At 54.3% G+C, this 22,448-nt stretch carries 24 protein-coding genes; 15 read left to right on the top strand and 9 right to left on the bottom strand.

Annotated elements, in window-relative coordinates:
* Window positions 1–48 precede the first annotated feature (48 nt).
* The 11 genes from skp (at window position 49) to tilS (ending at window position 13,192) form a co-directional block, all read left to right on the top strand.
* On the top strand, window positions 49–543 hold the full coding sequence (gene skp / locus SK54_RS19270; RefSeq protein ID WP_006810039.1) for a molecular chaperone Skp: 495 nt from the start codon (window positions 49–51) through the stop codon (window positions 541–543).
* A gap of 3 nt (window positions 544–546) precedes the next feature.
* Entirely contained in the window at window positions 547–1,572 is a 1,026-nt protein-coding gene (gene lpxD / locus SK54_RS19265; protein ID WP_015572726.1) for a UDP-3-O-(3-hydroxymyristoyl)glucosamine N-acyltransferase, read from the top strand.
* 104 nt (window positions 1,573–1,676) lie between these two features.
* Window positions 1,677–2,132: a 3-hydroxyacyl-ACP dehydratase FabZ gene (gene fabZ / locus SK54_RS19260; RefSeq protein ID WP_003856165.1), complete on the top strand. Its 456-nt coding sequence runs from the start codon at window positions 1,677–1,679 to the stop codon at window positions 2,130–2,132.
* A 3-nt stretch (window positions 2,133–2,135) separates the two neighbouring features.
* Complete coding sequence (gene lpxA, locus SK54_RS19255; protein WP_003856164.1) at window positions 2,136–2,924, top strand: acyl-ACP--UDP-N-acetylglucosamine O-acyltransferase; 789 nt, start codon at window positions 2,136–2,138, stop codon at window positions 2,922–2,924.
* On the top strand, window positions 2,924–4,072 hold the full coding sequence (gene lpxB, locus SK54_RS19250) for a lipid-A-disaccharide synthase (RefSeq protein ID WP_003856161.1): 1,149 nt from the start codon (window positions 2,924–2,926) through the stop codon (window positions 4,070–4,072). The genes lpxA and lpxB overlap by 1 nt, the downstream gene beginning before the upstream one ends.
* Complete coding sequence (gene rnhB / locus SK54_RS19245; protein WP_048247795.1) at window positions 4,069–4,665, top strand: ribonuclease HII; 597 nt, start codon at window positions 4,069–4,071, stop codon at window positions 4,663–4,665. The genes lpxB and rnhB overlap by 4 nt, the downstream gene beginning before the upstream one ends.
* A 38-nt stretch (window positions 4,666–4,703) precedes the next feature.
* Window positions 4,704–8,186 (top strand): DNA polymerase III subunit alpha, encoded by a 3,483-nt coding sequence (dnaE, locus tag SK54_RS19240; protein ID WP_048247793.1) that lies wholly within the window; start codon window positions 4,704–4,706, stop codon window positions 8,184–8,186.
* Window positions 8,187–8,198: 12 nt separating this feature from the next.
* Window positions 8,199–9,158: an acetyl-CoA carboxylase carboxyl transferase subunit alpha gene (gene accA, locus SK54_RS19235; RefSeq protein ID WP_003856154.1), complete on the top strand. Its 960-nt coding sequence runs from the start codon at window positions 8,199–8,201 to the stop codon at window positions 9,156–9,158.
* Window positions 9,159–9,258: 100 nt separating this feature from the next.
* Entirely contained in the window at window positions 9,259–11,391 is a 2,133-nt protein-coding gene (locus tag SK54_RS19230) for a lysine decarboxylase LdcC (RefSeq protein WP_015572729.1), read from the top strand.
* Window positions 11,392–11,457: 66 nt separating this feature from the next.
* Complete coding sequence (locus SK54_RS19225) at window positions 11,458–11,847, top strand: VOC family protein (protein WP_003856151.1); 390 nt, start codon at window positions 11,458–11,460, stop codon at window positions 11,845–11,847.
* Window positions 11,848–11,905: 58 nt separating this feature from the next.
* Complete coding sequence (gene tilS, locus SK54_RS19220) at window positions 11,906–13,192, top strand: tRNA lysidine(34) synthetase TilS (RefSeq protein WP_017383736.1); 1,287 nt, start codon at window positions 11,906–11,908, stop codon at window positions 13,190–13,192.
* A 26-nt stretch (window positions 13,193–13,218) separates the two neighbouring features.
* Here the strand turns inward: tilS and rof are convergent, their stop codons facing one another.
* Together rof and SK54_RS19210 are read right to left on the bottom strand one after the other, a co-directional pair.
* Window positions 13,219–13,479: a Rho-binding antiterminator gene (gene rof, locus SK54_RS19215; RefSeq protein WP_003856148.1), complete on the bottom strand. Its 261-nt coding sequence runs from the start codon at window positions 13,477–13,479 to the stop codon at window positions 13,219–13,221.
* Window positions 13,466–13,666 (bottom strand): YaeP family protein, encoded by a 201-nt coding sequence (locus tag SK54_RS19210; protein WP_003856146.1) that lies wholly within the window; start codon window positions 13,664–13,666, stop codon window positions 13,466–13,468. Before SK54_RS19210 ends, rof begins: the two co-directional genes overlap by 14 nt.
* Window positions 13,667–13,861: 195 nt before the next feature.
* Here SK54_RS19210 and SK54_RS19205 point away from each other — a divergent pair, with 195 nt between their 5' ends.
* From SK54_RS19205 to nlpE, 3 genes are read left to right on the top strand one after another with little or no spacing between them, the layout of a single operon-like run.
* Window positions 13,862–14,407, top strand: a complete 546-nt coding sequence (locus SK54_RS19205; RefSeq protein ID WP_003856144.1) for a YaeQ family protein — start codon at window positions 13,862–13,864, stop codon at window positions 14,405–14,407.
* The gene (gene arfB, locus SK54_RS19200) at window positions 14,404–14,820 is read left to right on the top strand and encodes an alternative ribosome rescue aminoacyl-tRNA hydrolase ArfB (protein WP_017383735.1); all 417 of its coding nucleotides are present in this window, start codon (window positions 14,404–14,406) and stop codon (window positions 14,818–14,820) included. The genes SK54_RS19205 and arfB overlap by 4 nt, the downstream gene beginning before the upstream one ends.
* A 39-nt stretch (window positions 14,821–14,859) precedes the next feature.
* Complete coding sequence (gene nlpE / locus SK54_RS19195) at window positions 14,860–15,558, top strand: envelope stress response activation lipoprotein NlpE (RefSeq protein WP_017383734.1); 699 nt, start codon at window positions 14,860–14,862, stop codon at window positions 15,556–15,558.
* Window positions 15,559–15,603: 45 nt separating this feature from the next.
* Here nlpE and proS read toward each other — a convergent pair whose 3' ends face one another.
* The 6 genes from proS to metN all read right to left on the bottom strand — a co-directional run bounded on the left by proS (window position 15,604) and on the right by metN (window position 21,183).
* The gene (proS, locus tag SK54_RS19190; RefSeq protein WP_003856138.1) at window positions 15,604–17,322 is read right to left on the bottom strand and encodes a proline--tRNA ligase; all 1,719 of its coding nucleotides are present in this window, start codon (window positions 17,320–17,322) and stop codon (window positions 15,604–15,606) included.
* Between the two features lie 112 nt (window positions 17,323–17,434).
* On the bottom strand, window positions 17,435–18,142 hold the full coding sequence (gene tsaA, locus SK54_RS19185; RefSeq protein WP_017694476.1) for a tRNA (N6-threonylcarbamoyladenosine(37)-N6)-methyltransferase TrmO: 708 nt from the start codon (window positions 18,140–18,142) through the stop codon (window positions 17,435–17,437).
* Window positions 18,139–18,543 (bottom strand): Rcs stress response system protein RcsF, encoded by a 405-nt coding sequence (rcsF, locus tag SK54_RS19180; protein ID WP_003856133.1) that lies wholly within the window; start codon window positions 18,541–18,543, stop codon window positions 18,139–18,141. Before rcsF ends, tsaA begins: the two co-directional genes overlap by 4 nt.
* Window positions 18,544–18,649: 106 nt before the next feature.
* Window positions 18,650–19,465 (bottom strand): methionine ABC transporter substrate-binding lipoprotein MetQ, encoded by an 816-nt coding sequence (gene metQ / locus SK54_RS19175; RefSeq protein ID WP_003856132.1) that lies wholly within the window; start codon window positions 19,463–19,465, stop codon window positions 18,650–18,652.
* 40 nt (window positions 19,466–19,505) lie between these two features.
* Window positions 19,506–20,159 (bottom strand): methionine ABC transporter permease MetI, encoded by a 654-nt coding sequence (locus SK54_RS19170; RefSeq protein WP_003856130.1) that lies wholly within the window; start codon window positions 20,157–20,159, stop codon window positions 19,506–19,508.
* A complete protein-coding gene (gene metN / locus SK54_RS19165) occupies window positions 20,152–21,183 on the bottom strand; it encodes a methionine ABC transporter ATP-binding protein MetN (RefSeq protein WP_006810022.1) in 1,032 nt (343 codons plus the stop codon). Before metN ends, SK54_RS19170 begins: the two co-directional genes overlap by 8 nt.
* A gap of 188 nt (window positions 21,184–21,371) precedes the next feature.
* On the opposite strand from metN, the gene gmhB reads away from it, so the two are divergent.
* Window positions 21,372–21,938: a D-glycero-beta-D-manno-heptose 1,7-bisphosphate 7-phosphatase gene (gene gmhB / locus SK54_RS19160; RefSeq protein WP_017694475.1), complete on the top strand. Its 567-nt coding sequence runs from the start codon at window positions 21,372–21,374 to the stop codon at window positions 21,936–21,938.
* 315 nt (window positions 21,939–22,253) lie between these two features.
* Here gmhB and SK54_RS22705 read toward each other — a convergent pair.
* Window positions 22,254–22,448: hypothetical protein (locus SK54_RS22705; RefSeq protein WP_219810707.1), on the bottom strand; the 195-nt coding region annotated here is incomplete at its 5' end.

Below are 22,448 nucleotides of genomic sequence, written 5' to 3'. Positions count from 1 at the left end.
CAAAGAACGGTACCCCTCGGGTGCCAATGGGATGGTAAGGAGTTAATTGTGAAAAAGTGGTTATTAGCTGCAGGTCTCGGTTTAGCGATGGCAACTTCTGCTCAGGCAGCGGATAAAATTGCAATCGTCAACATGGGTAATTTGTTCCAGCAGGTTGCACAGAAAACCGGTGTTTCTGCAACGCTGGAAAACGAATTCAAAGGCCGTGCGAGCGAACTGCAACGTATGGAAGGTGATCTTCAGTCCAAGATGCAGCGTCTTCAGCGTGATGGTTCCACCATGAAAGCGAGCGAGCGCAGCAAACTGGAAAAAGACGTCATGTCTCAGCGCCAGACCTTCTCTCAGAAAGCACAGGCTTTCGAGCAGGATCGTCAGCGTCGTTCTAACGAAGAGCGTGGCAAACTGGTGACGCGTATTCAGTCTGCCGTTAAAGCAGTAGCAGCCGATCAGAGCATCGATCTGGTTGTTGATGCGAACGCCGTTGCATTCAACAGCAGCGATGTTAAAGACATCACCGCTGATGTTCTGAAACAGGTTAAATAAGTAATGCCTTCAATTCGACTGGCTGATTTAGCTCAGCAGTTGGATGCAGAATTACACGGTGATGGCGATATCGTCATCACCGCTGTTGCGTCCATGCAATCTGCTAAAGCAGGCACTATTACCTTCATGGTAAGCCCTAAGTACCGTGAACACCTGGCCCAGTGCCAGGCGTCTGCCGTTGTGCTGACGCAGGACGATCTTCCGTTTGCCACTAGCGCTGCACTGGTAGTGAAAAATCCCTACCTGACCTATGCGCGCATGGCCCAAATTCTTGATACCACGCCGCAGCCGGCACAGAACATTGCAGCCAGTGCTGCGATTGATCCGACGGCTCAGCTGGGTAACAACGTATCAGTCGGCGCAAACGCCGTTATCGAATCCGGCGTTGTTTTGGGTGATAACGTGGTGATTGGCCCTGGCTGCTTTGTTGGAAAAAATACGAAAATTGGCGCAGGGTCTCGTCTGTGGGCCAATGTCTCTGTCTACCATGAGGTTGAGATTGGCGAGAATTGTCTCGTTCAGTCCAGCACGGTGATTGGTTCTGACGGATTTGGTTACGCCAACGATCGGGGTAACTGGGTTAAGATCCCTCAGCTGGGTCGCGTGATTATCGGCGATCGTGTGGAGATCGGCGCTTGTACAACTATCGACCGCGGTGCGCTTGACGACACCATTATTGGTAACGGTGTTATCATAGACAACCAGTGCCAGATTGCACATAACGTTGTGATTGGCGACAATACCGCAGTTGCGGGTGGTGTTATCATGGCAGGCAGCCTGAAAATTGGCCGTTACTGCATGATTGGCGGTGCCAGCGTGATCAATGGCCATATGGAAATATGCGACAAAGTCACGGTGACGGGGATGGGTATGGTGATGCGTCCAATCACTGAGCCTGGCGTTTATTCCTCAGGTATTCCGCTGCAACCGAACAAGGTCTGGCGTAAAACAGCTGCACTGGTGATGAATATTGATGATATGAGCAAGCGACTCAAAGCGATTGAGCGCAAAATCGATCAACAAGACTAAGCGTTCATCCGTTTAACGCTAAATTTCCCGGCCTGTCGGCTTTGTTTATAAACCGGCAGGCCGTGTTATTATTGCTACTTAGTACATTTGACAGGAAGAGTATTTTGACTACTGACACTCATACTCTGCATATTGAAGAGATTTTAGAACTTCTGCCGCACCGCTATCCGTTTTTACTGGTAGACCGTGTGCTGGATTTTGAAGAAGGTCGTTTTCTGCGCGCAGTGAAAAATGTCTCCGTTAACGAGCCGTTCTTCCAGGGGCACTTCCCTGGTAAGCCTATCTTCCCGGGTGTATTGATCCTGGAAGCGATGGCACAGGCTACCGGTATTCTGGCGTTTAAAAGCGTAGGTAAACTGGAACCGGGTGAACTCTATTACTTCGCGGGTATCGATGAAGCGCGCTTCAAGCGTCCGGTCGTGCCTGGTGATCAAATGATCATGGAAGTCACTTTTGAAAAAACGCGTCGCGGCCTGACTCGCTTCAAAGGCGTAGCTATGGTTGACGGCAAAGTTGTTTGCGAAGCGACAATGATGTGTGCGCGTAGCCGGGAGGCCTGATACGTGATTGATAAATCCGCCTTTATTCATCCTACCGCCATTGTGGAAACGGGTGCCATCATTGGTGCCAACGTCCACATTGGCCCGTTTTGTATTGTTGGACCCCATGTCGAAATTGGTGAGGGTACAGTACTGAAATCTCACGTTGTCGTGAATGGTCATACCACCATTGGCTGCAACAATGAGATCTATCAGTTCGCCTCCATCGGCGAAGTTAACCAGGATCTCAAGTATGCTGGCGAACCGACCCGCGTGGAAATCGGCGATCGTAACCGCATTCGCGAAAGCGTCACCATTCATCGTGGTACAACGCAAGGCGGTGGATTGACGAAGGTGGGCAGCGACAACCTGTTTATGGTTAATGCGCATATTGCGCACGACTGTACCGTGGGTAGCCGCTGTATTCTCGCCAACAACGCAACGCTGGCGGGACACGTATCGGTTGATGATTTCGCCATTATTGGCGGCATGACCGCAGTCCATCAGTTCTGCATCATTGGTGCACACGTGATGGTCGGCGGATGCTCCGGTGTGGCGCAGGACGTCCCACCGTTTGTGATTGCGCAGGGCAACCATGCCACGCCGTTTGGCGTGAACATCGAAGGTCTCAAGCGTCGTGGTTTTAGTCGCGAAGCGATTACTGCCATCCGCAACGCGTACAAACTGCTGTACCGTAGCGGTAAAACGCTGGAAGAGGCTAAGCCGGAAATTGCCGAGCTGGCGAATAAGCACCCTGAAGTGAAAACGTTCATGGAATTCTTTGAACGTTCAACCCGTGGTCTGATTCGTTAATGGTCGACAGTCGTCCGCTTACCATCGCCCTGGTCGCCGGAGAAACCTCCGGCGATATTCTTGGTGCAGGTCTTATCCGCGCGCTTAAAGCCCGTGTACCCAATGCTCGCTTTGTGGGCGTGGCTGGGCCGCTGATGCAGGCCGAAGGCTGTGAAGCCTGGTATGAAATGGAAGAGCTGGCTGTGATGGGCATCGTCGAGGTGCTGGGGCGCTTGCGTCGCCTGCTGCATATTCGCGCCGACCTTACCCGCCGCTTTACCGACCTCAAGCCCGATGTTTTTGTCGGCATTGATGCGCCTGATTTCAATATTACCCTTGAAGGGAACCTGAAAAAGCAGGGGATCAAAACTATCCATTACGTCAGTCCGTCCGTGTGGGCGTGGCGACAGAAACGCGTTTTCAAAATCGGACGATCCACTAATCTGGTGCTGGCTTTTCTGCCTTTCGAAAAAGCGTTTTACGACAGATTTAATGTCCCGTGCCGTTTTATCGGTCATACCATGGCGGATGCCATGCCGCTGGATCCGGATAAAAACGCGGCGCGTGACGAACTGGGCATCCCGCATGATGTGCACTGTCTGGCGCTGCTGCCAGGGAGCCGGGGTGCGGAAGTTGAAATGCTCAGTGCCGATTTCCTGAAAACGGCGCAAATTCTTCGCAAGACTTACCCCGATCTTGAAGTGGTCGTGCCGCTGGTGAATGCCAAACGCCGCGAGCAGTTTGAGCGTATCAAAGCTGACGTCGCCCCGGATCTTCACGTCCGCCTGCTGGACGGGAAAGGGCGGCAAGCCATGTTTGCGAGCGATGCCGCACTACTGGCTTCCGGCACGGCTGCGCTGGAGTGTATGCTGGCAAAATGCCCAATGGTGGTCGGTTATCGCATGAAGCCGTTTACCTTCTGGCTGGCAAAACGTCTGGTAAAAACAGATTACGTATCCCTGCCAAACCTGCTTGCGGGTCGCGAGCTGGTGAAAGAGCTCTTGCAGGATGAATGCCAGCCGCAGGCGCTGGCTGATGCATTACTGCCGCTGCTGGCCAACGGTAAAACCAGCCACCAGATGCATGATACCTTCCGTGAACTGCATCAACTGATCCGCTGTAATGCTGATGAGCAGGCGGCCGATGCGGTGCTGGAGTTAGCACAATGATGGAATTTATTTATCCCCATACCCACCTCGTTGCCGGTGTGGATGAAGTCGGTCGTGGCCCGTTAGTGGGTGCCGTTGTGACCGCGGCGGTGATCCTCGATCCAGCCCGCCCGATCGTTGGCCTGAACGACTCGAAAAAACTGAGTGAAAAGCGTCGCCTGGCGCTGTTCGATGAAATTAAAGAAAAGGCGCTGGCCTGGAGTCTCGGGCGCGCAGAGCCGGATGAGATCGACGATCTGAACATTCTGCACGCCACCATGCTGGCGATGCAGCGTGCCGTTGCTGGCCTGAAGATTGTGCCTGAGTATGTGCTGATCGACGGTAACCGTTGCCCGGCGCTGCCGATGCCTTCCATGGCTGTTGTTAAAGGCGATAGCCGCGTCGCAGAAATCAGTGCGGCGTCAATCATTGCCAAAGTGACGCGCGATGCCGAAATGGCCGCGATGGACCTCACTTATCCCGCGTATGGTTTCGCCCAGCACAAGGGATATCCAACGGCTTTCCATCTGGAAAAGCTGGCTGAACATGGCGCAACTGAACATCATCGGCGCAGCTTTGGCCCGGTGAAACGCGCGCTGGGACTGGTGTCCTGAATCAAGACGCAAGCAATTAAGTAACGCGGGATTTGAAGATGGCTGAACCACGTTTCGTACACCTGCGGGTGCATAGCGACTACTCCATGATCGATGGGCTGGCAAAGACCGGGCCGCTGGTAAAAAAGGCGGCCTCGCTTGGCATGCCTGCGCTGGCGATCACCGATTTTACCAACCTGTGTGGCCTGGTGAAGTTCTACGGAACGGCGCATGGCGCAGGATTAAAGCCCATCGTCGGCGCGGATTTTCATGTGCAGAGCGACCTGCTCGGCGATGAGATGACGCAAATTTCCGTGTTAGCCATGAATAACACGGGTTATCAGAACCTCACTCTGCTGATCTCAAAAGCCTACCAACGCGGTTACGGCGCACTGGGTCCATGGATTGACCGCGACTGGCTGGCGGAGCTGAACGAAGGTTTGCTGCTGATCTCCGGTGGCCGTATGGGGGATGTCGGCAAATGTCTGCTACGCGGTAATAACGCGCTGGTGGATCAGTGCGTCTCGTTCTACGAAGAGTATTTCCCGGATCGTTATTACCTGGAGCTGATCCGTACCGGGCGTGCGGATGAAGAGAGCTACCTGCATGCGGCCGTCGCCCTCGCGGAAGTGCGTGGCCTGCCTGTAGTGGCCACCAACGATGTGCGCTTCCTTGAGGCGGGTGATTTTGACGCGCATGAAATTCGCGTCGCCATCCACGACGGCTTCACCCTCGACGATCCGAAACGTCCGCGCAACTACTCATCGCAGCAGTACATGCGCAGCGAAGAGGAGATGTGTGAGCTCTTCTCGGACATCCCGGAAGCGCTGGAAAACAGCGTAGAGATTGCCAAGCGCTGTAACGTCACCGTGCGTCTCGGCGAATACTTCCTGCCGCAGTTCCCGACGGGAGACATGACCACCGAAGATTTCCTGGTCATGAAATCGAAAGAGGGTCTGGAAGAGCGTCTGGAATTCCTCTTCCCGGATGAAGCGGTCCGTAAAGAGAAACGTCCTGAATATGACGAGCGCCTGGATATTGAACTCCAGGTGATCAACCAGATGGGGTTCCCAGGCTACTTCCTAATCGTGATGGAGTTCATCCAGTGGTCGAAGGATAACGGCGTGCCGGTAGGTCCGGGCCGTGGTTCTGGTGCCGGCTCGCTGGTGGCGTATGCCCTGAAAATTACCGATCTCGATCCGCTGGAATTTGACCTGCTGTTCGAACGTTTCCTCAACCCGGAACGTGTCTCCATGCCCGACTTTGACGTCGACTTCTGCATGGAAAAACGCGACCAGGTGATTGAGCACGTGGCCGATATGTATGGTCGTGATGCGGTTTCGCAGATCATCACCTTCGGTACGATGGCCGCGAAAGCGGTTATCCGCGATGTGGGCCGCGTTCTGGGCCACCCGTACGGTTTTGTCGATCGTATCTCTAAGCTGGTGCCGCCCGATCCGGGCATGACTCTGGCGAAAGCCTTTGAAGCTGAACCTCAGCTGCCGGAAATCTACGAAGCCGACGAAGAGGTCAAAGCGCTGATCGACATGGCGCGCAAGCTGGAAGGCGTCACGCGTAACGCCGGTAAGCATGCGGGGGGTGTGGTTATCGCCCCGACCAAAATCACCGACTTTGCGCCGCTGTACTGCGATGAAGCGGGCCAGCATCCGGTCACCCAGTTCGACAAGAACGACGTAGAATACGCCGGGCTGGTGAAGTTCGACTTCCTCGGCCTGCGTACGCTGACCATCATCAACTGGGCGCTGGAGATGATCAACGCCCGTCGCGAGAAGAACGGCGAACCGCCGCTGGATATCGCGGCTATCCCGCTTGATGACAAGAAAAGTTTCGACATGCTGCAACGCTCGGAGACGACAGCCGTCTTCCAGCTTGAATCCCGCGGCATGAAAGATTTGATTAAGCGTCTGCAACCAGACTGCTTCGAAGATATGATCGCGCTGGTGGCCCTGTTCCGTCCGGGGCCGTTGCAGTCGGGGATGGTAGATAACTTTATCGACCGTAAACACGGGCGCGAAGAGATTTCCTACCCGGACGTGCAGTGGCAGCATGAAAGCCTGAAACCGGTACTGGAGCCAACCTATGGCATCATTCTGTATCAGGAACAGGTCATGCAGATCGCCCAGGTGCTTTCTGATTATACCCTTGGCGGCGCAGACATGCTGCGTCGTGCGATGGGTAAGAAAAAGCCGGAAGAGATGGCCAAGCAACGTTCCATCTTTGAGGATGGGGCGAAGAAAAACGGCGTCGATGGCGAACTGGCGATGAAAATCTTCGACCTGGTGGAGAAATTCGCCGGGTACGGATTTAACAAATCCCACTCCGCCGCCTATGCTTTGGTTTCGTATCAAACGCTGTGGCTGAAGGCTCACTATCCCGCTGAGTTTATGGCGGCGGTAATGACCGCCGATATGGACAACACCGAGAAGGTGGTTGGCCTGGTGGACGAGTGCTGGCGCATGGGGCTGAAGATCCTGCCGCCGGATATTAACTCTGGCCTGTACCATTTCCACGTTAACGATGACGGGGAAATCGTCTATGGGATCGGCGCGATCAAGGGCGTAGGTGAGGGGCCGATCGAGGCGATCATCGAAGCGCGTAACAACGGCGGCTATTTCCGCGAGCTGTTCGATCTGTGCGCCCGCACCGATACCAAAAAACTGAACCGCCGGGTGCTGGAAAAACTGATCATGTCCGGCGCGTTTGATCGGCTGGGGCCACACCGCGCCGCGCTGATGAACTCGCTCGGCGATGCGCTGAAAGCAGCCGATCAGCACGCGAAAGCGGAAGCCATTGGCCAGGCAGATATGTTCGGCGTGCTGGCGGAAGAGCCAGAGCAGATTGAGCAGTCTTATTCCAACTGCCAGCCCTGGCCAGAACAGGTGGTGCTGGATGGGGAGCGTGAGACGTTAGGCCTGTACCTGACGGGGCACCCGATCAACCAGTATCTGAAAGAAATTGAGCGCTATGTCGGCGGCCACAGGCTTAAAGACATGCATCCGACAGAACGTGGTAAAATCACCACGGCTGCGGGGCTCGTGATTGCTGCAAGGGTAATGGTCACCAAGCGCGGCAATCGTATCGGCATCTGTACCCTGGATGACCGTTCCGGGCGTCTGGAGGTGATGTTGTTCACCGACGCGCTGGATAAATACCAGCAATTGCTGGAAAAAGACCGCATACTTATCGTCAGCGGACAGGTCAGCTTTGATGACTTCAGCGGGGGGCTTAAAATGACCGCCCGCGAAGTGATGGACATTGACGAAGCCCGGGAAAAATATGCTCGCGGGCTTGCTATCTCGCTGACGGACAGGCAAATTGATGACCAGCTTTTAAACCGACTCCGTCAGTCTCTGGAACCCCACCGCTCGGGGACCATTCCAGTACATCTCTACTATCAGAGGGCGGATGCACGTGCGCGGTTGCGCTTTGGTGCAACGTGGCGTGTCTCTCCGAGCGATCGTTTACTGAACGATCTCCGTGGCCTCATTGGTTCGGAGCAGGTGGAACTGGAGTTTGACTAATACAGGAATACTATGAGTCTGAATTTCCTTGATTTCGAACAGCCGATTGCAGAGCTGGAAGCGAAAATCGATTCTCTGACAGCCGTGAGCCGTCAGGATGAAAAACTGGATATTAACATCGACGAAGAAGTGCATCGTCTGCGCGAAAAAAGCGTAGAACTGACGCGCAAAATCTTTGCCGATCTCGGCGCATGGCAGATCGCCCAGCTGGCGCGTCATCCACAGCGTCCGTACACCCTGGATTATGTCCGCCTGGCGTTTGACGAATTTGACGAACTGGCAGGCGACCGCGCATACGCTGACGATAAAGCTATCGTCGGCGGTATCGCGCGTCTGGACGGACGTCCGGTGATGATCATTGGTCATCAGAAAGGCCGTGAAACCAAAGAGAAAATCCGTCGTAACTTCGGTATGCCAGCACCAGAAGGCTACCGTAAGGCCCTGCGTCTGATGGAGATGGCTGAGCGTTTCAATATGCCGATCATCACCTTCATCGACACGCCAGGGGCTTACCCGGGTGTTGGCGCTGAAGAGCGCGGTCAGTCTGAAGCTATCGCACGCAACCTGCGCGAGATGTCTCGCCTGAAAGTGCCGGTCATCTGTACCGTTATCGGTGAAGGTGGGTCCGGCGGTGCGCTGGCAATTGGCGTGGGCGATAAAGTGAATATGCTACAATACAGTACCTATTCCGTTATCTCTCCGGAAGGCTGTGCCTCCATTCTGTGGAAAAGTGCCGATAAAGCGCCGCTGGCTGCTGAAGCGATGGGCATCATTGCCCCACGTCTGAAAGAGCTGAAGCTGATCGACACCGTTATCCCTGAACCGCTGGGCGGCGCGCATCGTAAGCCGGAAGTGATGGCTGCTTCCCTGAAAGCGCAGCTGCTGGCAGATCTGGCGGACCTGGACGTGCTGAGCACAGAAGATCTGCTCAACCGTCGTTATCAGCGTCTGATGACCTACGGTTACGCGTAAGCCTCACAATTATCCTAAAAGCCGCACATTGTTGCGGCTTTTTTTATACCTGCCGTTTACCTTAACTATGCTTATCTGATGTTTTTCAAGGAGGTAAACCATGAACATCATTGCCATCATGGGGCCACACGGCGTCTTTTATAAAGACGAACCCATCAAGGAGCTGGAGCAAGCCCTTAAAGCACGTGGATACCAGCTGATCTGGCCGCAAAACAGCGCCGACCTGCTGAAATTTATCGAACACAATCCGCGCATCTGTGGCGTGATATTCGACTGGGACGAATACGACATGGAGTTGTGCAGCGATATCAATAAGCTCAACGAATATCTTCCGCTGTACGCGTTTATCAACACTCACTCGACCATGGACGTGAGCGCGCATGATATGCGTATGGCACTGTGGTTCTTCGAATACTCACTCGGCGTTGCCGAGGACATTGCGACCCGCATTCAGCAGTACACCGGTGAATACCTCGATAACATCACACCGCCGTTCACGCGCGCGCTGTTCACCTATGTGAATGAAGGGAAGTACACCTTCTGTACGCCAGGCCACATGGCGGGAACAGCCTATCAAAAAAGCCCGGTGGGATGTCTGTTCTACGATTTCTTTGGCGGTAACACGCTGAAGGCGGATGTGTCGATTTCGGTCACCGAGTTAGGCTCTCTGCTGGATCATACCGGCCCGCATCTGGAAGCCGAAGAGTACATCGCCCGGACCTTTGGCGCCGAGCAAAGCTACATGGTGACCAACGGTACCTCAACCTCGAACAAAATCGTCGGGATGTACGCCGCGCCTGCCGGCAGTACGCTGCTGATTGACCGCAACTGCCATAAATCACTGGCGCATTTGCTGATGATGAGCGACGTGGTGCCGCTCTGGCTGTCGCCTACGCGTAATGCGCTGGGTATTCTCGGCGGCATTCCTCGCCGTGAATTCGCGCATGAAGCCATTGAAAATAAGATCGCGGCGATCCCCGAGGCAAGCTGGCCTGTGCACGCGGTGATCACCAACTCCACCTATGACGGGCTGCTTTACAACACGAACTGGATCAAGCAGACGCTCGACGTGCCGTCGATCCACTTTGACTCCGCGTGGGTGCCTTACACCAATTTCCACCCGATTTACTCGGGTAAAAGTGGGATGAGCGGCGAGCGGGTGCCGGGCAAGGTGTTCTTCGAAACGCAGTCGACGCACAAAATGCTGGCCGCGTTTTCCCAGGCGTCTCTTATTCACATCAAGGGCGAGTACGACGAGGACACCTTCAACGAAGCCTTTATGATGCACACGACCACGTCGCCGAGCTACCCGCTGGTGGCGTCCATCGAAACGGCGGCGGCGATGCTGCGCGGTAATCCGGGTAAACGCCTGATCAATCGTTCGGTGGAACGGGCGCTGCATTTCCGAAAAGAGGTTCAGCGACTTAAAGATGAAGCGGACGGCTGGTTCTTTGATATCTGGCAGCCGGAAGAGATTGATGAGGCAGAATGCTGGCCCGTCGCGCCGGGGGAGAGCTGGCACGGTTTTCGGGATGCCGATGCGGACCACATGTTCCTCGATCCGGTTAAGGTGACGATCCTGACGCCGGGCATGGATGAGCAGGGCGTGATGGGTGAGGAAGGGATCCCGGCTGCGCTGGTGGCGAAGTTCCTTGATGAGCGCGGCGTGGTGGTGGAGAAAACCGGCCCCTATAATTTGCTGTTCCTGTTCAGCATCGGGATCGATAAAACCCGCGCGATGGGGCTGTTGCGCGGACTGATGGAGTTTAAGCGTGCATATGATCTGAACCTGCGGGTGAAGAATATGCTGCCGGATCTCTACGCGGAAGATCCTGACTTCTATCGCAATATGCGTATTCAGGATCTGGCCCAGGGGATCCACAGGCTGATCCGCCAGCACGATCTGCCGCGCCTGATGTTGCAGGCATTTGATGTTCTGCCTGAAATGAAGCTGACGCCGCACAGGGCGTGGCAGCGCCAGGTGAAAGGGGAGGTTGAAACCGTTGAGCTGGAGAACCTGGTCGGGCGGGTATCGGCCAACATGATCCTGCCTTATCCGCCGGGCGTGCCGCTGCTGATGCCGGGTGAAATGATCACCGAGGAGAGCCGGGCGGTGCTCGATTTCCTGCTGATGCTCTGTTCGGTAGGGCGCCACTATCCGGGCTTTGAAACGGACATTCATGGCGCGAAACGCGATGATAACGGCGTGTACTGGGTGAGAGTCCTAAAATAAAAGGGTCTGCTTGCCAGGGGCGGGTTGTCGGTTGTAACGTTCAGAGCATCATAAAAAGGAGAAACTATGCTGGGTTTAAAAGCGGTTCATCATATTGCGATCATTGCCACCGATTACGCGAAAAGTAAGGCATTCTACTGCGACGTTCTCGGCTTTACGCTGTTGAGCGAGGCTTACCGTGAGGAGCGCGACTCCTGGAAAGGCGATCTGGCGTTAAACGGACAATATGTGATTGAACTGTTCTCTTTTCCTTTCCCGCCAGCGCGTCCTTCACGCCCGGAAGCCTGCGGCCTGCGCCACCTGGCCTTCAGCGTCGATGACCTGGACAGCGCGGTAAAACATCTGGAAGCCCACGGCGTGGCCTGCGAAGCGATTCGTGTCGATCCCTTTACCGATAAACGTTTCACTTTTTTCAACGATCCGGACGGGCTGCCGCTGGAGCTTTACCAGCAGTAATCGCCGTCATGTGTGATAATGCCCGTTCAGTTCGGGCATTTTTTATGTGTAATTTCCTATGACCTTACCCGCTATCGCGCACGCCGTTTCACCCTATCGCCAGCTGCTGGTGGGGTTCAGCGGTGGCCTGGATTCCACCGTTTTGCTGCACCGCCTTAAGCTCTGGCGCGACCGTGAGCCTGACGTCCAGCTGCGGGCGATGCATATCCATCACGGCTTAAGCCCCCATGCCGACGACTGGGTGGCGCACTGCGAAGCGGTGTGCTCAGGGTGGGCAATCCCGCTGATCGTTGAACGCGTCACGCTTGAGGATGAGGGGCTGGGTATTGAGGCGCAGGCGCGGAAAGCCCGCTACGCCGCGTTTTCCGGCGCATTACAGCAAGGGGAAGCGTTGGTCACCGCGCAGCATCTGGACGACCAGTGCGAGACGTTTTTACTGGCGCTCAAGAGGGGCAGCGGGCCTGCGGGGTTATCTGCCATGCCTGAGCGCGCTGATTTTGCTGAAACAGAGCTCATCCGCCCACTACTGGGTGAGACGCGCGCATCACTGGAAGCCTGGGCGCAGCAGCATCATCTGTGCTGGATTGAAGACGAGAGCAATCAGGACGACAGCTACGACCGTAACTTCCTGCGCCTGCGCGTCTTACCGCTGCTGAGTGAGCGCTGGGCCCATTTTTCCGAAGCGGTGGCCAGAAGCGCCATGCTGTGTGCTGAACAGGAAAGCTTGCTGGATGAGTTGCTGAGCGAGGAGCTGGATACGCTGATTACCGCTGACGGTGCCCTGAACATTGCGCCATTGAAAGTGATGAGCCCTCTGCGTCGGGCTGCTCTGATTCGTCGCTGGCTGGCTTACCACCGTGCGGTTATGCCGTCCCGGGCGATGCTCAACCGTATCTGGGAGGAAGTTGCACAGGCGAGGGAAGATGCCGCCCCGTGTATACACCTGAATGGTTATGACGTCAGGCGCTATAAAGGGCAACTCTGGTGGGTGAAATCTGTGCCGTCGCTGGCTGACGTTGTGCTCGACTGGCCGTCGCCGGAAAAAGCATTAACGCTACCGATGAATGCCGGTGTCGTTGCGTTAAGCCATTCGGGCAATGTGCGTCTACCTGAGCCGGACGAGAACGTTACCATACGCTTCAGGACCAGCGGCATGCTGCATATCGTCGGTCGTAACGGCGGGCGTAAGCTGAAGAAAATCTGGCAGGAACAGAACGTTCCGCCCTGGCGACGTGATACCACGCCGCTTCTGTTTTACGGCGACACGCTCATCGCGGCGGCAGAGGTGTTCATCACTGAAGAGGGGTGGGCTGAAGCGGGTGTTAATTTTGAATGGAAAGCGTAACGGGCAGCCTGGCTGCCCGTTGGTTATCAGGATTCGCTCACCACAACGGTGCCGATTTCCGGATGGCTGAAACTGGCAATTTTGTCGAGGCGTAGCTCACGCGTTGCACCTGCATCTTCCACAACCAGGTATTCCACATTTTTACGGGAAACCAGATCGCTGGCCTTTGCCTTTAGCACTTCGCCATCTTTTAACTCCAGCGTCAGTATTAAATGATGCTGGCAGGCGAGTTCGAGGTTGTCATAGTCATCACAATTGATGGGTTGATAGGTATCATTCATCGACATAATCGCTCACCAGTAAATTCGCCGCAGCATACGCTGCTTTTTCCCTAACCGATTCAGAAAGGCTCTCATCAGAGGCCACTTCATTTAGCACGTTCAATACACAGCCCAACGCATCCGGAATGTACCCCAGATCTCCGCTGGCGATCTCCGCATACCGTCTGCGAATCAACTCACAATAATTATTCACATCACCTCCTGCCAGCGTACTGACTTACTGTGAGATATCATTAAGCCTACGAAGTTAAACTCGGTTTAGCAAGGTGACTATACCATACTCATTTAAGCATTATCAGCGCCTTGATAAGAGGGAGACACCACCTCGTAACAGCCTTTTGCCGCGGTTTTCGCTACAATGTACGCCTGATTCGAAAGGAGTTCTCTCATGGCGCTGAAAGCGACAATTTATAAAGCTGTGGTCAATGTGGCGGATCTTGACCGTAACCAGTTTCTGGATGCGTCATTGACGCTGGCGCGTCACCCTTCTGAAACCCAGGAGCGCATGATGCTGCGCCTGCTGGCGTGGATTAAGTATGCCGACGAGCGTCTGCAATTTACCCGTGGTTTAAGCGCGGAAGATGAACCGGAAGCCTGGCTGCGCAACGATCATCTGGGTATCGATTTATGGATTGAGCTTGGCCTGCCGGATGAACGCCGGATCAAAAAGGCCTGCACCCAGTCTGCTGAAGTGGCGTTGTTTGCCTACAACCAGCGAGCGGCGGAGATCTGGTGGCAACAAAATAAAAATAAATGTGCGCAGTTCAAAAATCTTACCGTCTGGTATCTGGATGATGAACAGCTGGCGCAGCTGAGTGCGTTCGCCAGCCGGACGATGGCGCTACAGGCGACGATTCAGGACGGCGCCATCTGGCTTTCCGATTCTCAGAATAATCTGGAAATTCATCTCACAGCCTGGCAGCCCGCATCATGATTGTATTGTCCCGAAACGTCAGCATCCCTGATAACGAGCTGGAGATCACCGCCATCCGGGCCCAGGGAGCAGGGGGACAGCACGTTAACAAGGCCTCAACGGCTATCCATTTGCGCTTTGACATTCGGGCCTCCAGCCTGCCAGAGTATTATAAAGAAAGCCTGCTTGCCGCCAGCCATCACCTGATCACCAGCGAGGGTGTGATGGTGATTAAAGCGCAGGAGTATCGCAGCCAGGAGCTTAACCGGGAAGCGGCAATAGCCCGGCTGGTCGCGGTCATTAAAGAGCTGACGGCTGTACAGAAAAGTCGCCGGGCAACACGTCCAACGCGGGCATCGAAAGAACGTCGGTTGTCATCGAAGGCGCAGAAATCCACCGTAAAATCACTGCGTGGCAAAGTCAGTCACCCATAATGTGACGAAAGGGATACCCTTTTTCATAAGGAAAGTATTGTGAAAAAAGCATTATTATCAGCGCTGGCCGTGACAAGCCTGTTCGCGCTTTTTGGCTGTAATAACCGTTCAGAAACGCAGGTACTACAGCCAACGCAAAATGAAGAATTAAAGCCGATGCAGCAAAGCTGGCGCGGCGTATTACCGTGTGCAGATTGCGAGGGCATCGAAACCTCTCTGTTCCTGCAAAAAGATGGCACCTGGGTCATGAACCAGCGTTACCAGGGGGCGAAAGAACCGTCTTCTTTTGCATCTTACGGAACATGGGCGCGTACGGCTGAGAAGCTGGTATTGACGGATACCACGGGCGATAAAACCTTCTTCCGCGCCAAAGGCGAGGGGATGGAGATGCTCGATCGCGAAGGCAATCCGATTGAATCCCAGTTCAACTACACGTTGGCCCCGGTGAAAGCGACCCTGCCAGCCACCCCAATGGCGATGCGAGGGATGTATTTCTACATGGCGGATGCGGCGATCTTCACTGACTGTGCAACCGGGAAGAAAGTCAGCGTGGCGAACAATGCCCAGCTGGAGCGAGACTATGCCGTCGCGCGCGGCAACGACAGTAAGCCAGTGTTGCTGACGGTTGAAGGGCATTTTACGCTGGAGCCAAACCCGGATAGCGGCGAGCTGGTGAAAACGCTGGTGGCAGATAAAGATGCGAAGTTTGCTGCGGGGAAAGACTGCGAAAGCAAATAAGATATAGCCATTAAAAAACCCCGCACTGGCGGGGTTTTTTGTTTCTTAACCTTTGATGGCTTTCACCAGGTAATCAAGAATATCTCCCGTCTTGATCATCTGTTTTTCGCCGTTGCGACGGTATTTGTATTCAATCTCGTCGCTGTCGAGGTTACGGTCGCCAATGACGATGGTGTGTGGAATACCGATCAGTTCCATGTCAGCAAACATCACGCCAGGACGCTCTTTACGGTCATCCATCAGCACGTCGATACCTTTCGCGCTCAGCTCAGCGTAGAGTTTCTCAGCCAGCTCCTGCACGCGGTAAGACTTGTGCATGTTCATTGGCAGGATCGCCACCTGGAACGGCGCGATGTTATCCGGCCAGACGATTCCGCGTTCGTCATAGTTCTGCTCGATAGCGGCAGCAACAACGCGCGTTACGCCAATGCCGTAGCAGCCCATGGTCAGAACCTGGTTACGGCCATCTTCGCCCTGAACGGCAGCGTTCATTGCGCGCGAGTACTTATCGCCCAGCTGGAAGATGTGGCCTACTTCGATACCGCGTTTGATCATCAGGGTACCCTTGCCGTCCGGGCTTGGATCGCCTGCGACCACGTTACGGATGTCAGCCACTTCCGGCGTCGCCACGTCACGATCCCAGTTGATGCCGAAGTAGTGTTTACCGTCGATGTTTGCGCCCGCAGCGAAGTCGCTCATCGCCGCAACGGTGCGGTCAATGACCACCGGAACAGGCATGTTCACCGGACCCAGAGAACCAGGACCTGCATTCACCACGGCGCGGATCTCCGCTTCCGTTGCGAAGGTCAGCGGGCTGGCAACCTGCGGCAGCTTCTCGGCTTTCACTTCGTTCAGCTCGTGATCGCCTCGTACCAGCAGGGCAACCAGTGGATAAGCGCTACCTTCAGCCGATTTCACCAGCAGGGTTTTCACGGTTTTTTCGATCGGCAGAGTAAACTGCTCAACCAGCTCGGCGATAGTTTTCGCGTTTGGCGTATCAACCAGCGTCATCTCTTGCGTTGCCGCGCCGCGTGGTTCTTTCGGTGCCAGCGCTTCTGCAAATTCGATGTTCGCGGCGTAATCAGAGGAGTCAGAGAAGATCACATCGTCTTCGCCGCTCTGCGCCAGAACCTGGAATTCATGGGAGGCGCTACCGCCGATTGAACCGGTATCAGCCTGTACAGCACGGAAATCCAGCCCCATGCGGGAGAAGATTTTGCTGTAGGCCGCGTACATTTTGTCGTAGGTCTCTTGCAGCGATTCCTGAGAAGTATGGAAAGAGTAAGCATCTTTCATCAGGAACTCGCGAGAACGCATGACGCCAAAGCGTGGACGCACTTCGTCACGGAACTTAGTCTGGATCTGGAAGAAGTTCAGCGGCAGCTGTTTGTAAGAGCTCAGCTCGTTACGGATCAGGTCGGTGATCACTTCTTCATGCGTTGGGCCGAGAACGAATGGACGATCGCCACGATCGGCAATACGCAGCAGTTCAGGACCGTACTGCTCCCAGCGACCGCTCTCCTGCCACAGTTCAGAGGGCTGAACGACCGGCATTAACACCTCGATAGCACCGGCGTTGTTCATCTCTTCACGCACGATGTTTTCGACTTTTTTCAGGACGCGCACGCCGGTCGGCAGCCAGGTGTATAACCCGGAGGCCAGCTTGCGGATCATCCCGGCGCGCAGCATCAGCTGGTGGCTGATCACCTCGGCGTCGGCAGGTGTCTCCTTCAGAGTGGAGAGCAGATATTGGCTAGTACGCATGTTGTTACGGTTCCATTTCGACGATTGGAACAGGCTGAAACACCAGCCTGACACAAAAAAAGTGGTTTAGTTTACCAGTGTGGCAAAGATGCCAAAAGAGAGGAGAACAAAATTACCTGGGTTCCAGGGCAAACACTTCAAAACCCGCCGCAGTCACGCGCCAGCGCACGTTAAAGTCCAGCAGCCAGACGGCGTACGTATTCCCGGCTTCCTCTTCTTTGCGGTAGGCGGGACGGGGGTCCTGGGCCAGCACTTCAACGATAAAGTCACGCAGGCGAGGATAACGCTTTTCCAGCTCGCTGATTTGCGTTGTAATTTCAGACGTGAAGTGAACCGCCATATCTGCCTGCGGTGCGTCCTGAGCATAGCTTGCCCGGGCATCCGGCAGCGCTTCGGCGAAGGGCAGGTAAGGCTTAATATCTATGACCGGCGTGCCATCAACCAGGTCAAGGCTACCTAACTCCAGGATCACCTGATCTTTCTGACAACGTATGCCTTTCAGCTCGACCAGCGACATCCCGATGGGGTTGGGACGAAAGGTTGAGCGGGTGGCAAAGACACCCATTCTGGCATTTCCGCCCAGACGAGGCGGACGCACGGTGGGACGCCAGCCGCCTTCCATGGTCTGGTGAAATACAAAGACCACCCATAAATGGCTGAACGCCTCAAGCCCGCGCACTGCATCGGCCTGATTATACGGCGCGACAAGATGAAGCTCGCCGCCGCCGTTAATGACCAGACCCGGCTGACGCGGCACGGCGAACTTTTCTTTATAAGGGGAGCGAATAACGCCTATCTGCTCGAACTGAAATGAACTCATTTCGCCGTAATATTAAGCGCAGAACCGATACATACCGCCTGGCGATAGCAACCTGGTGTGCCGCTGGTGACTTCGCAGCTGTGCAGCAGCACCGCGTTGGCTTTCATTTTCGACGCGTTGATTTGCATACGCTTGCGGGCTGTCGGAATATTAGGTGGGGAGTCCTGATTCGTTGCCTGGCAGGATTCGCCGCTCACTTCGCCCAGTTCACGGAATGGCTTACCGACCAGCTCGTCGGCTTTGGTAATAATACGTACCGGCGCAGCGCGAGGCGCTTTCGGTTTTGCTGGCTCCGCTTTTGGCGGGGTTGCAGTGCTTTGAACAGGTTCAACAGGAGATCTGCTTAGCATAGAACAGCCGCTCAGCATCAGTGCTAAAAGACAGATCGGTAAAGCACGCATAATAATTCCTCAGTGGATAATCAAAACGTCAGATATTGAAGCAGTTGACCGCACAAATGACAAGACGGGCAAACGCCCGTCTTGATGATATTACACTGCCGGGAGATTACCAGCCTTTAACCGCGCCGCCGTTAAACACCTTATTGGCTTCCTGGTACACTTCTTCAGACTGATATGCCTGTATGAATTTCTTCACATTCTCCGCGTCTTTGTTGTCTTCGCGAGTCACGATCAGGTTGACGTACGGGGAATCTTTATCTTCAACGAAGATACCATCTTTCGCTGGGGTCAGGCCGATCTGGCTGGCGTAAGTGGTGTTGATCACGGCCAGGGCGATCTGCGCATCGTCCAGAGAACGTGGCAGCTGTGGTGCTTCCAGCTCAACAATTTTCAGATTTTTCGGGTTTTCGGTTACGTCCAGAACGGTCGGTAACAAGCCAACGCCTTCTTTCAGTTTAATCAGGCCCACTTTCTGTAGCAGAAGCAGGGAACGGCCAAGGTTGGTTGGGTCGTTAGGGACGGCAACCTGTGAACCCGGCTGGAGTTCATCCAGAGATTTAATTTTCTTGGAGTAACCGGCAATCGGGTAAACGAAGGTGTTACCGACAGCAACCAGTTTGTAGCCGCGATCTTTGATCTGCTGATCCAGGTACGGTTTATGCTGGAAGGCGTTAGCGTCAATGTCGCCTTTGCTCAGCGCTTCGTTCGGCAGAACGTAATCGTTGAAAGTCACCAGTTCAACGTCCAGGCCATATTTCTCTTTAGCGATTTTCTGCGCGGCCTCAGCAACCTGCTGTTCTGCACCGACGATAACGCCTACTTTGATGTGGTTTGGATCTTTTTCGTCCTGACCGCAACCCACCAGTGCCAGCGAGCCAATCAGTGCGCCTACTGCTGCGAAGGTCTTAAATTTAAACGCCATGTTATATCCTTAACTCGTCGAGTTTGTGTTGTTTGTAACGTTATTTATGCGTAACAGCCCGGACGATACGATCGCCAGAGAATTGAATTAAGTAAACCAGCACAACCAGCAATACCAGAACGGTATTCATTACGGTAGCGTTATAGCCAATATAGCCGTACTGATATCCAATCTGGCCTAAACCGCCAGCACCTACGGCGCCGCCCATTGCGGAATAACCGACCAGGGTGATAAGCGTGATGGTTGCTGCGTTCACCAGCCCAGGCAGCGCCTCTGGCAGCAGAACTTTGCGAACGATCTGCATTGGCGTCGCACCCATAGCGCGGGAAGCTTCGATCAGGCCGGTTGGGATTTCCAGCAGGGCGTTTTCCACCATACGGGCGATAAACGGTGCCGCGCCTACGGTCAGCGGGACAATAGCTGCCTGCAAACCAATCGACGTCCCGACGATCACGCGCGTAAACGGAATCATCCACACCAGCAGAATAATGAACGGAATAGACCGGAAAATGTTCACCAGCGCAGAGAGCGTACGATACAGCTTCGCGTTTTCAATAATTTGACCCGGGCGCGTAACGTACAGCAGCACGCCGACCGGCAGCCCAATCACAAAACCAAAGAAGCCCGATACGAAGGTCATTGCCAGCGTTTCCCAAACGCCGCGAACCAGTAGCCACATCATCGGCTCAGACATAACCCAGTACCTCTACTTTTACGTGATGTTCTTGCAGCCAGGCAATTGCCGCCTGGGTTTCTTCCTGTGTGCCGTGCATTTCCGTCAGCATAATGCCGAACTTCACGCCACCGGCGTAGTCCATCTGCGCGCTAATAATGTTGTTATTCACGTTAAAGCGACGCGCGGTTTCGGACAGCAGCGGTGCGTCAACGGACTGGCCCGTGAACTCCATGCGCAGCATCGGGACGCTGTCAGGCGTTGCGTCTGTTTTTAAACGTTCCAGATAATCTTCCGGAATATCCAGATGCAGTGTGGACTGAATGAACTGCTGAGCCAGCGGCGTTTTCGGGTGCGAGAAGACTTCACTCACCGTGTCCTGCTCAATCAGCTCACCGTTGCTGATGACCGCCACGCAGTCGCAGATGCGTTTCACTACATCCATTTCATGCGTAATAAGGAGAATCGTCAGGCCCAGGCGACGGTTAATGTCTTTTAACAGTTCCAGAATAGAGCGCGTGGTGGCCGGGTCTAACGCGCTGGTGGCTTCATCGCACAGCAGCACCTTAGGATTGCTTGCCAGCGCGCGGGCAATGGCCACACGCTGTTTTTGCCCACCGGACAGATTTGCCGGGTAGCTATCATGCTTGTCGCCCAGACCAACAAGGTCGAGCAGTTCGGTGACGCGACGCGTAACTTCTTCTTTCGGCGTGTTATCCAGCTCAAGCGGCAGGGCAACGTTGCCGAACACGGTGCGGGATGCCAGCAGGTTAAAGTGCTGGAAAATCATGCCAATCTGGCGACGCGCTTTGGTGAGTTCTTTTTCTGAGAGAGCGGTAAGCTCCTGGCCGCCAACTTCTACGCTGCCCTGGGTTGGGCGCTCAAGCAGGTTAACACAACGGATCAGCGTACTTTTACCCGCACCCGATGCGCCAATGACGCCATAAATCTGACCAGCAGGCACATGCAGGCTGACGTTGTTCAGTGCCTGAATGGTTCGGTTCCCCTGCTGGAACACTTTGGTGATATTGGAAAGTTTAATCATTAGATTATTTTTATCGTAAGTAAGTTAGCCGTGGCATTTTCTTCTGCCAGATACGGGGAATGACCGTAAACAAAATGGATGTTAAGGCATCCAGACGTCTAAATCAATCCACCTCTGTGCGATGAGCACTTTATTGCGCTGCGATTCATGAGATACTAGCTGAACAAGACTTTTTCAGGAGCAAACCGGTGGCAAAATCTGTACCCGCAATTTTTCTCGATCGTGACGGCACTATTAATGTGGATCACGGTTACGTCCATGAGATTGATGAGTTCGAGTTTATCGAGGGCGTAATAGATGCCATGCGCCAGTTGAAAGAGATGGGCTATGCGCTGGTGGTGGTGACTAACCAGTCCGGTATCGCCCGGGGTAAATTCACCGAAGCGCAATTCGAGACGCTGACGGAATGGATGGACTGGTCTCTGGCCGATCGTGGCGTCGATCTTGATGGCATCTATTATTGTCCGCATCACCCGCAGGGAAGTGTAGAGGCGTATCGTCAGACCTGTGATTGCCGTAAGCCACACCCGGGCATGTTTATCTCTGCACAGGAATTCCTGCACATTGATATGGCCGCATCTTATATGGTGGGCGATAAACTGGAAGATATGCAGGCAGCAGCGGCGGCAGGTGTAGGTACCAAGGTATTAGTGCGTACCGGTAAACCGGTCACCACAGAAGCAGAAAATGCAGCCGACTGGGTGATAACTAGTCTGGCAGAACTGCCAAAAGAGATTAAAAAGCACCAAAAATAAGGCGTTTTGGCGAAAAGGTGAGCGGTTGAAATAAAAATGCATTTTTCCGCTTGTCATTCCTCGGCGGCTCCCTATAATGCGCCTCCATCGACACGGCGGATGTGAATCACTTCACAGATAACCCGGTCGGTTGAAGAGAAAAAATCCTGAAAATCAGGGTTGACTCTGAAAGAGGAAAGCGTAATATACGCCACCTCGCAACGGTGAGCGAAAGCCGCGTTGCACTGCTCTTTAACAATTTATCAGACAATCTGTGTGGGCACTCAAAGTGACATGGATTCTTAATGTCCTCGGACACTAAATGAATACCAAGTCTCAACGAGTGAACACGTAATTCATTACGAAGTTTAATTCATTGAGCATCAAACTTTTAAATTGAAGAGTTTGATCATGGCTCAGATTGAACGCTGGCGGCAGGCCTAACACATGCAAGTCGAACGGTAACAGGAAGCAGCTTGCTGCTTCGCTGACGAGTGGCGGACGGGTGAGTAATGTCTGGGAAACTGCCTG

Origin of the sequence: Enterobacter sp. MGH120, from assembly GCF_001037725.1 — a bacterium.
Taxonomy (GTDB): domain Bacteria; phylum Pseudomonadota; class Gammaproteobacteria; order Enterobacterales; family Enterobacteriaceae; genus Enterobacter; species Enterobacter hormaechei_C.
This window is presented reverse-complemented; position numbering and strand designations above follow the sequence as displayed.

Coding starts and splice junctions, on each gene's coding strand:
- accA (WP_003856154.1), top strand. CDS start 8,199: ATGAGTCTGAATTTCCTTGATTTCGAACAGCCGATTGCAGAGCTGGAA.
- tilS (WP_017383736.1), top strand. CDS start 11,906: ATGACCTTACCCGCTATCGCGCACGCCGTTTCACCCTATCGCCAGCTG.
- SK54_RS19170 (WP_003856130.1), bottom strand. CDS start 20,159: ATGTCTGAGCCGATGATGTGGCTACTGGTTCGCGGCGTTTGGGAAACG.
- rof (WP_003856148.1), bottom strand. CDS start 13,479: ATGTCGATGAATGATACCTATCAACCCATCAATTGTGATGACTATGAC.
- metN (WP_006810022.1), bottom strand. CDS start 21,183: ATGATTAAACTTTCCAATATCACCAAAGTGTTCCAGCAGGGGAACCGA.
- lpxB (WP_003856161.1), top strand. CDS start 2,924: ATGGTCGACAGTCGTCCGCTTACCATCGCCCTGGTCGCCGGAGAAACC.
- lpxD (WP_015572726.1), top strand. CDS start 547: ATGCCTTCAATTCGACTGGCTGATTTAGCTCAGCAGTTGGATGCAGAA.
- SK54_RS19205 (WP_003856144.1), top strand. CDS start 13,862: ATGGCGCTGAAAGCGACAATTTATAAAGCTGTGGTCAATGTGGCGGAT.
- rnhB (WP_048247795.1), top strand. CDS start 4,069: ATGATGGAATTTATTTATCCCCATACCCACCTCGTTGCCGGTGTGGAT.
- arfB (WP_017383735.1), top strand. CDS start 14,404: ATGATTGTATTGTCCCGAAACGTCAGCATCCCTGATAACGAGCTGGAG.
- dnaE (WP_048247793.1), top strand. CDS start 4,704: ATGGCTGAACCACGTTTCGTACACCTGCGGGTGCATAGCGACTACTCC.
- proS (WP_003856138.1), bottom strand. CDS start 17,322: ATGCGTACTAGCCAATATCTGCTCTCCACTCTGAAGGAGACACCTGCC.
- tsaA (WP_017694476.1), bottom strand. CDS start 18,142: ATGAGTTCATTTCAGTTCGAGCAGATAGGCGTTATTCGCTCCCCTTAT.
- SK54_RS19230 (WP_015572729.1), top strand. CDS start 9,259: ATGAACATCATTGCCATCATGGGGCCACACGGCGTCTTTTATAAAGAC.
- rcsF (WP_003856133.1), bottom strand. CDS start 18,543: ATGCGTGCTTTACCGATCTGTCTTTTAGCACTGATGCTGAGCGGCTGT.
- metQ (WP_003856132.1), bottom strand. CDS start 19,465: ATGGCGTTTAAATTTAAGACCTTCGCAGCAGTAGGCGCACTGATTGGC.
- SK54_RS19225 (WP_003856151.1), top strand. CDS start 11,458: ATGCTGGGTTTAAAAGCGGTTCATCATATTGCGATCATTGCCACCGAT.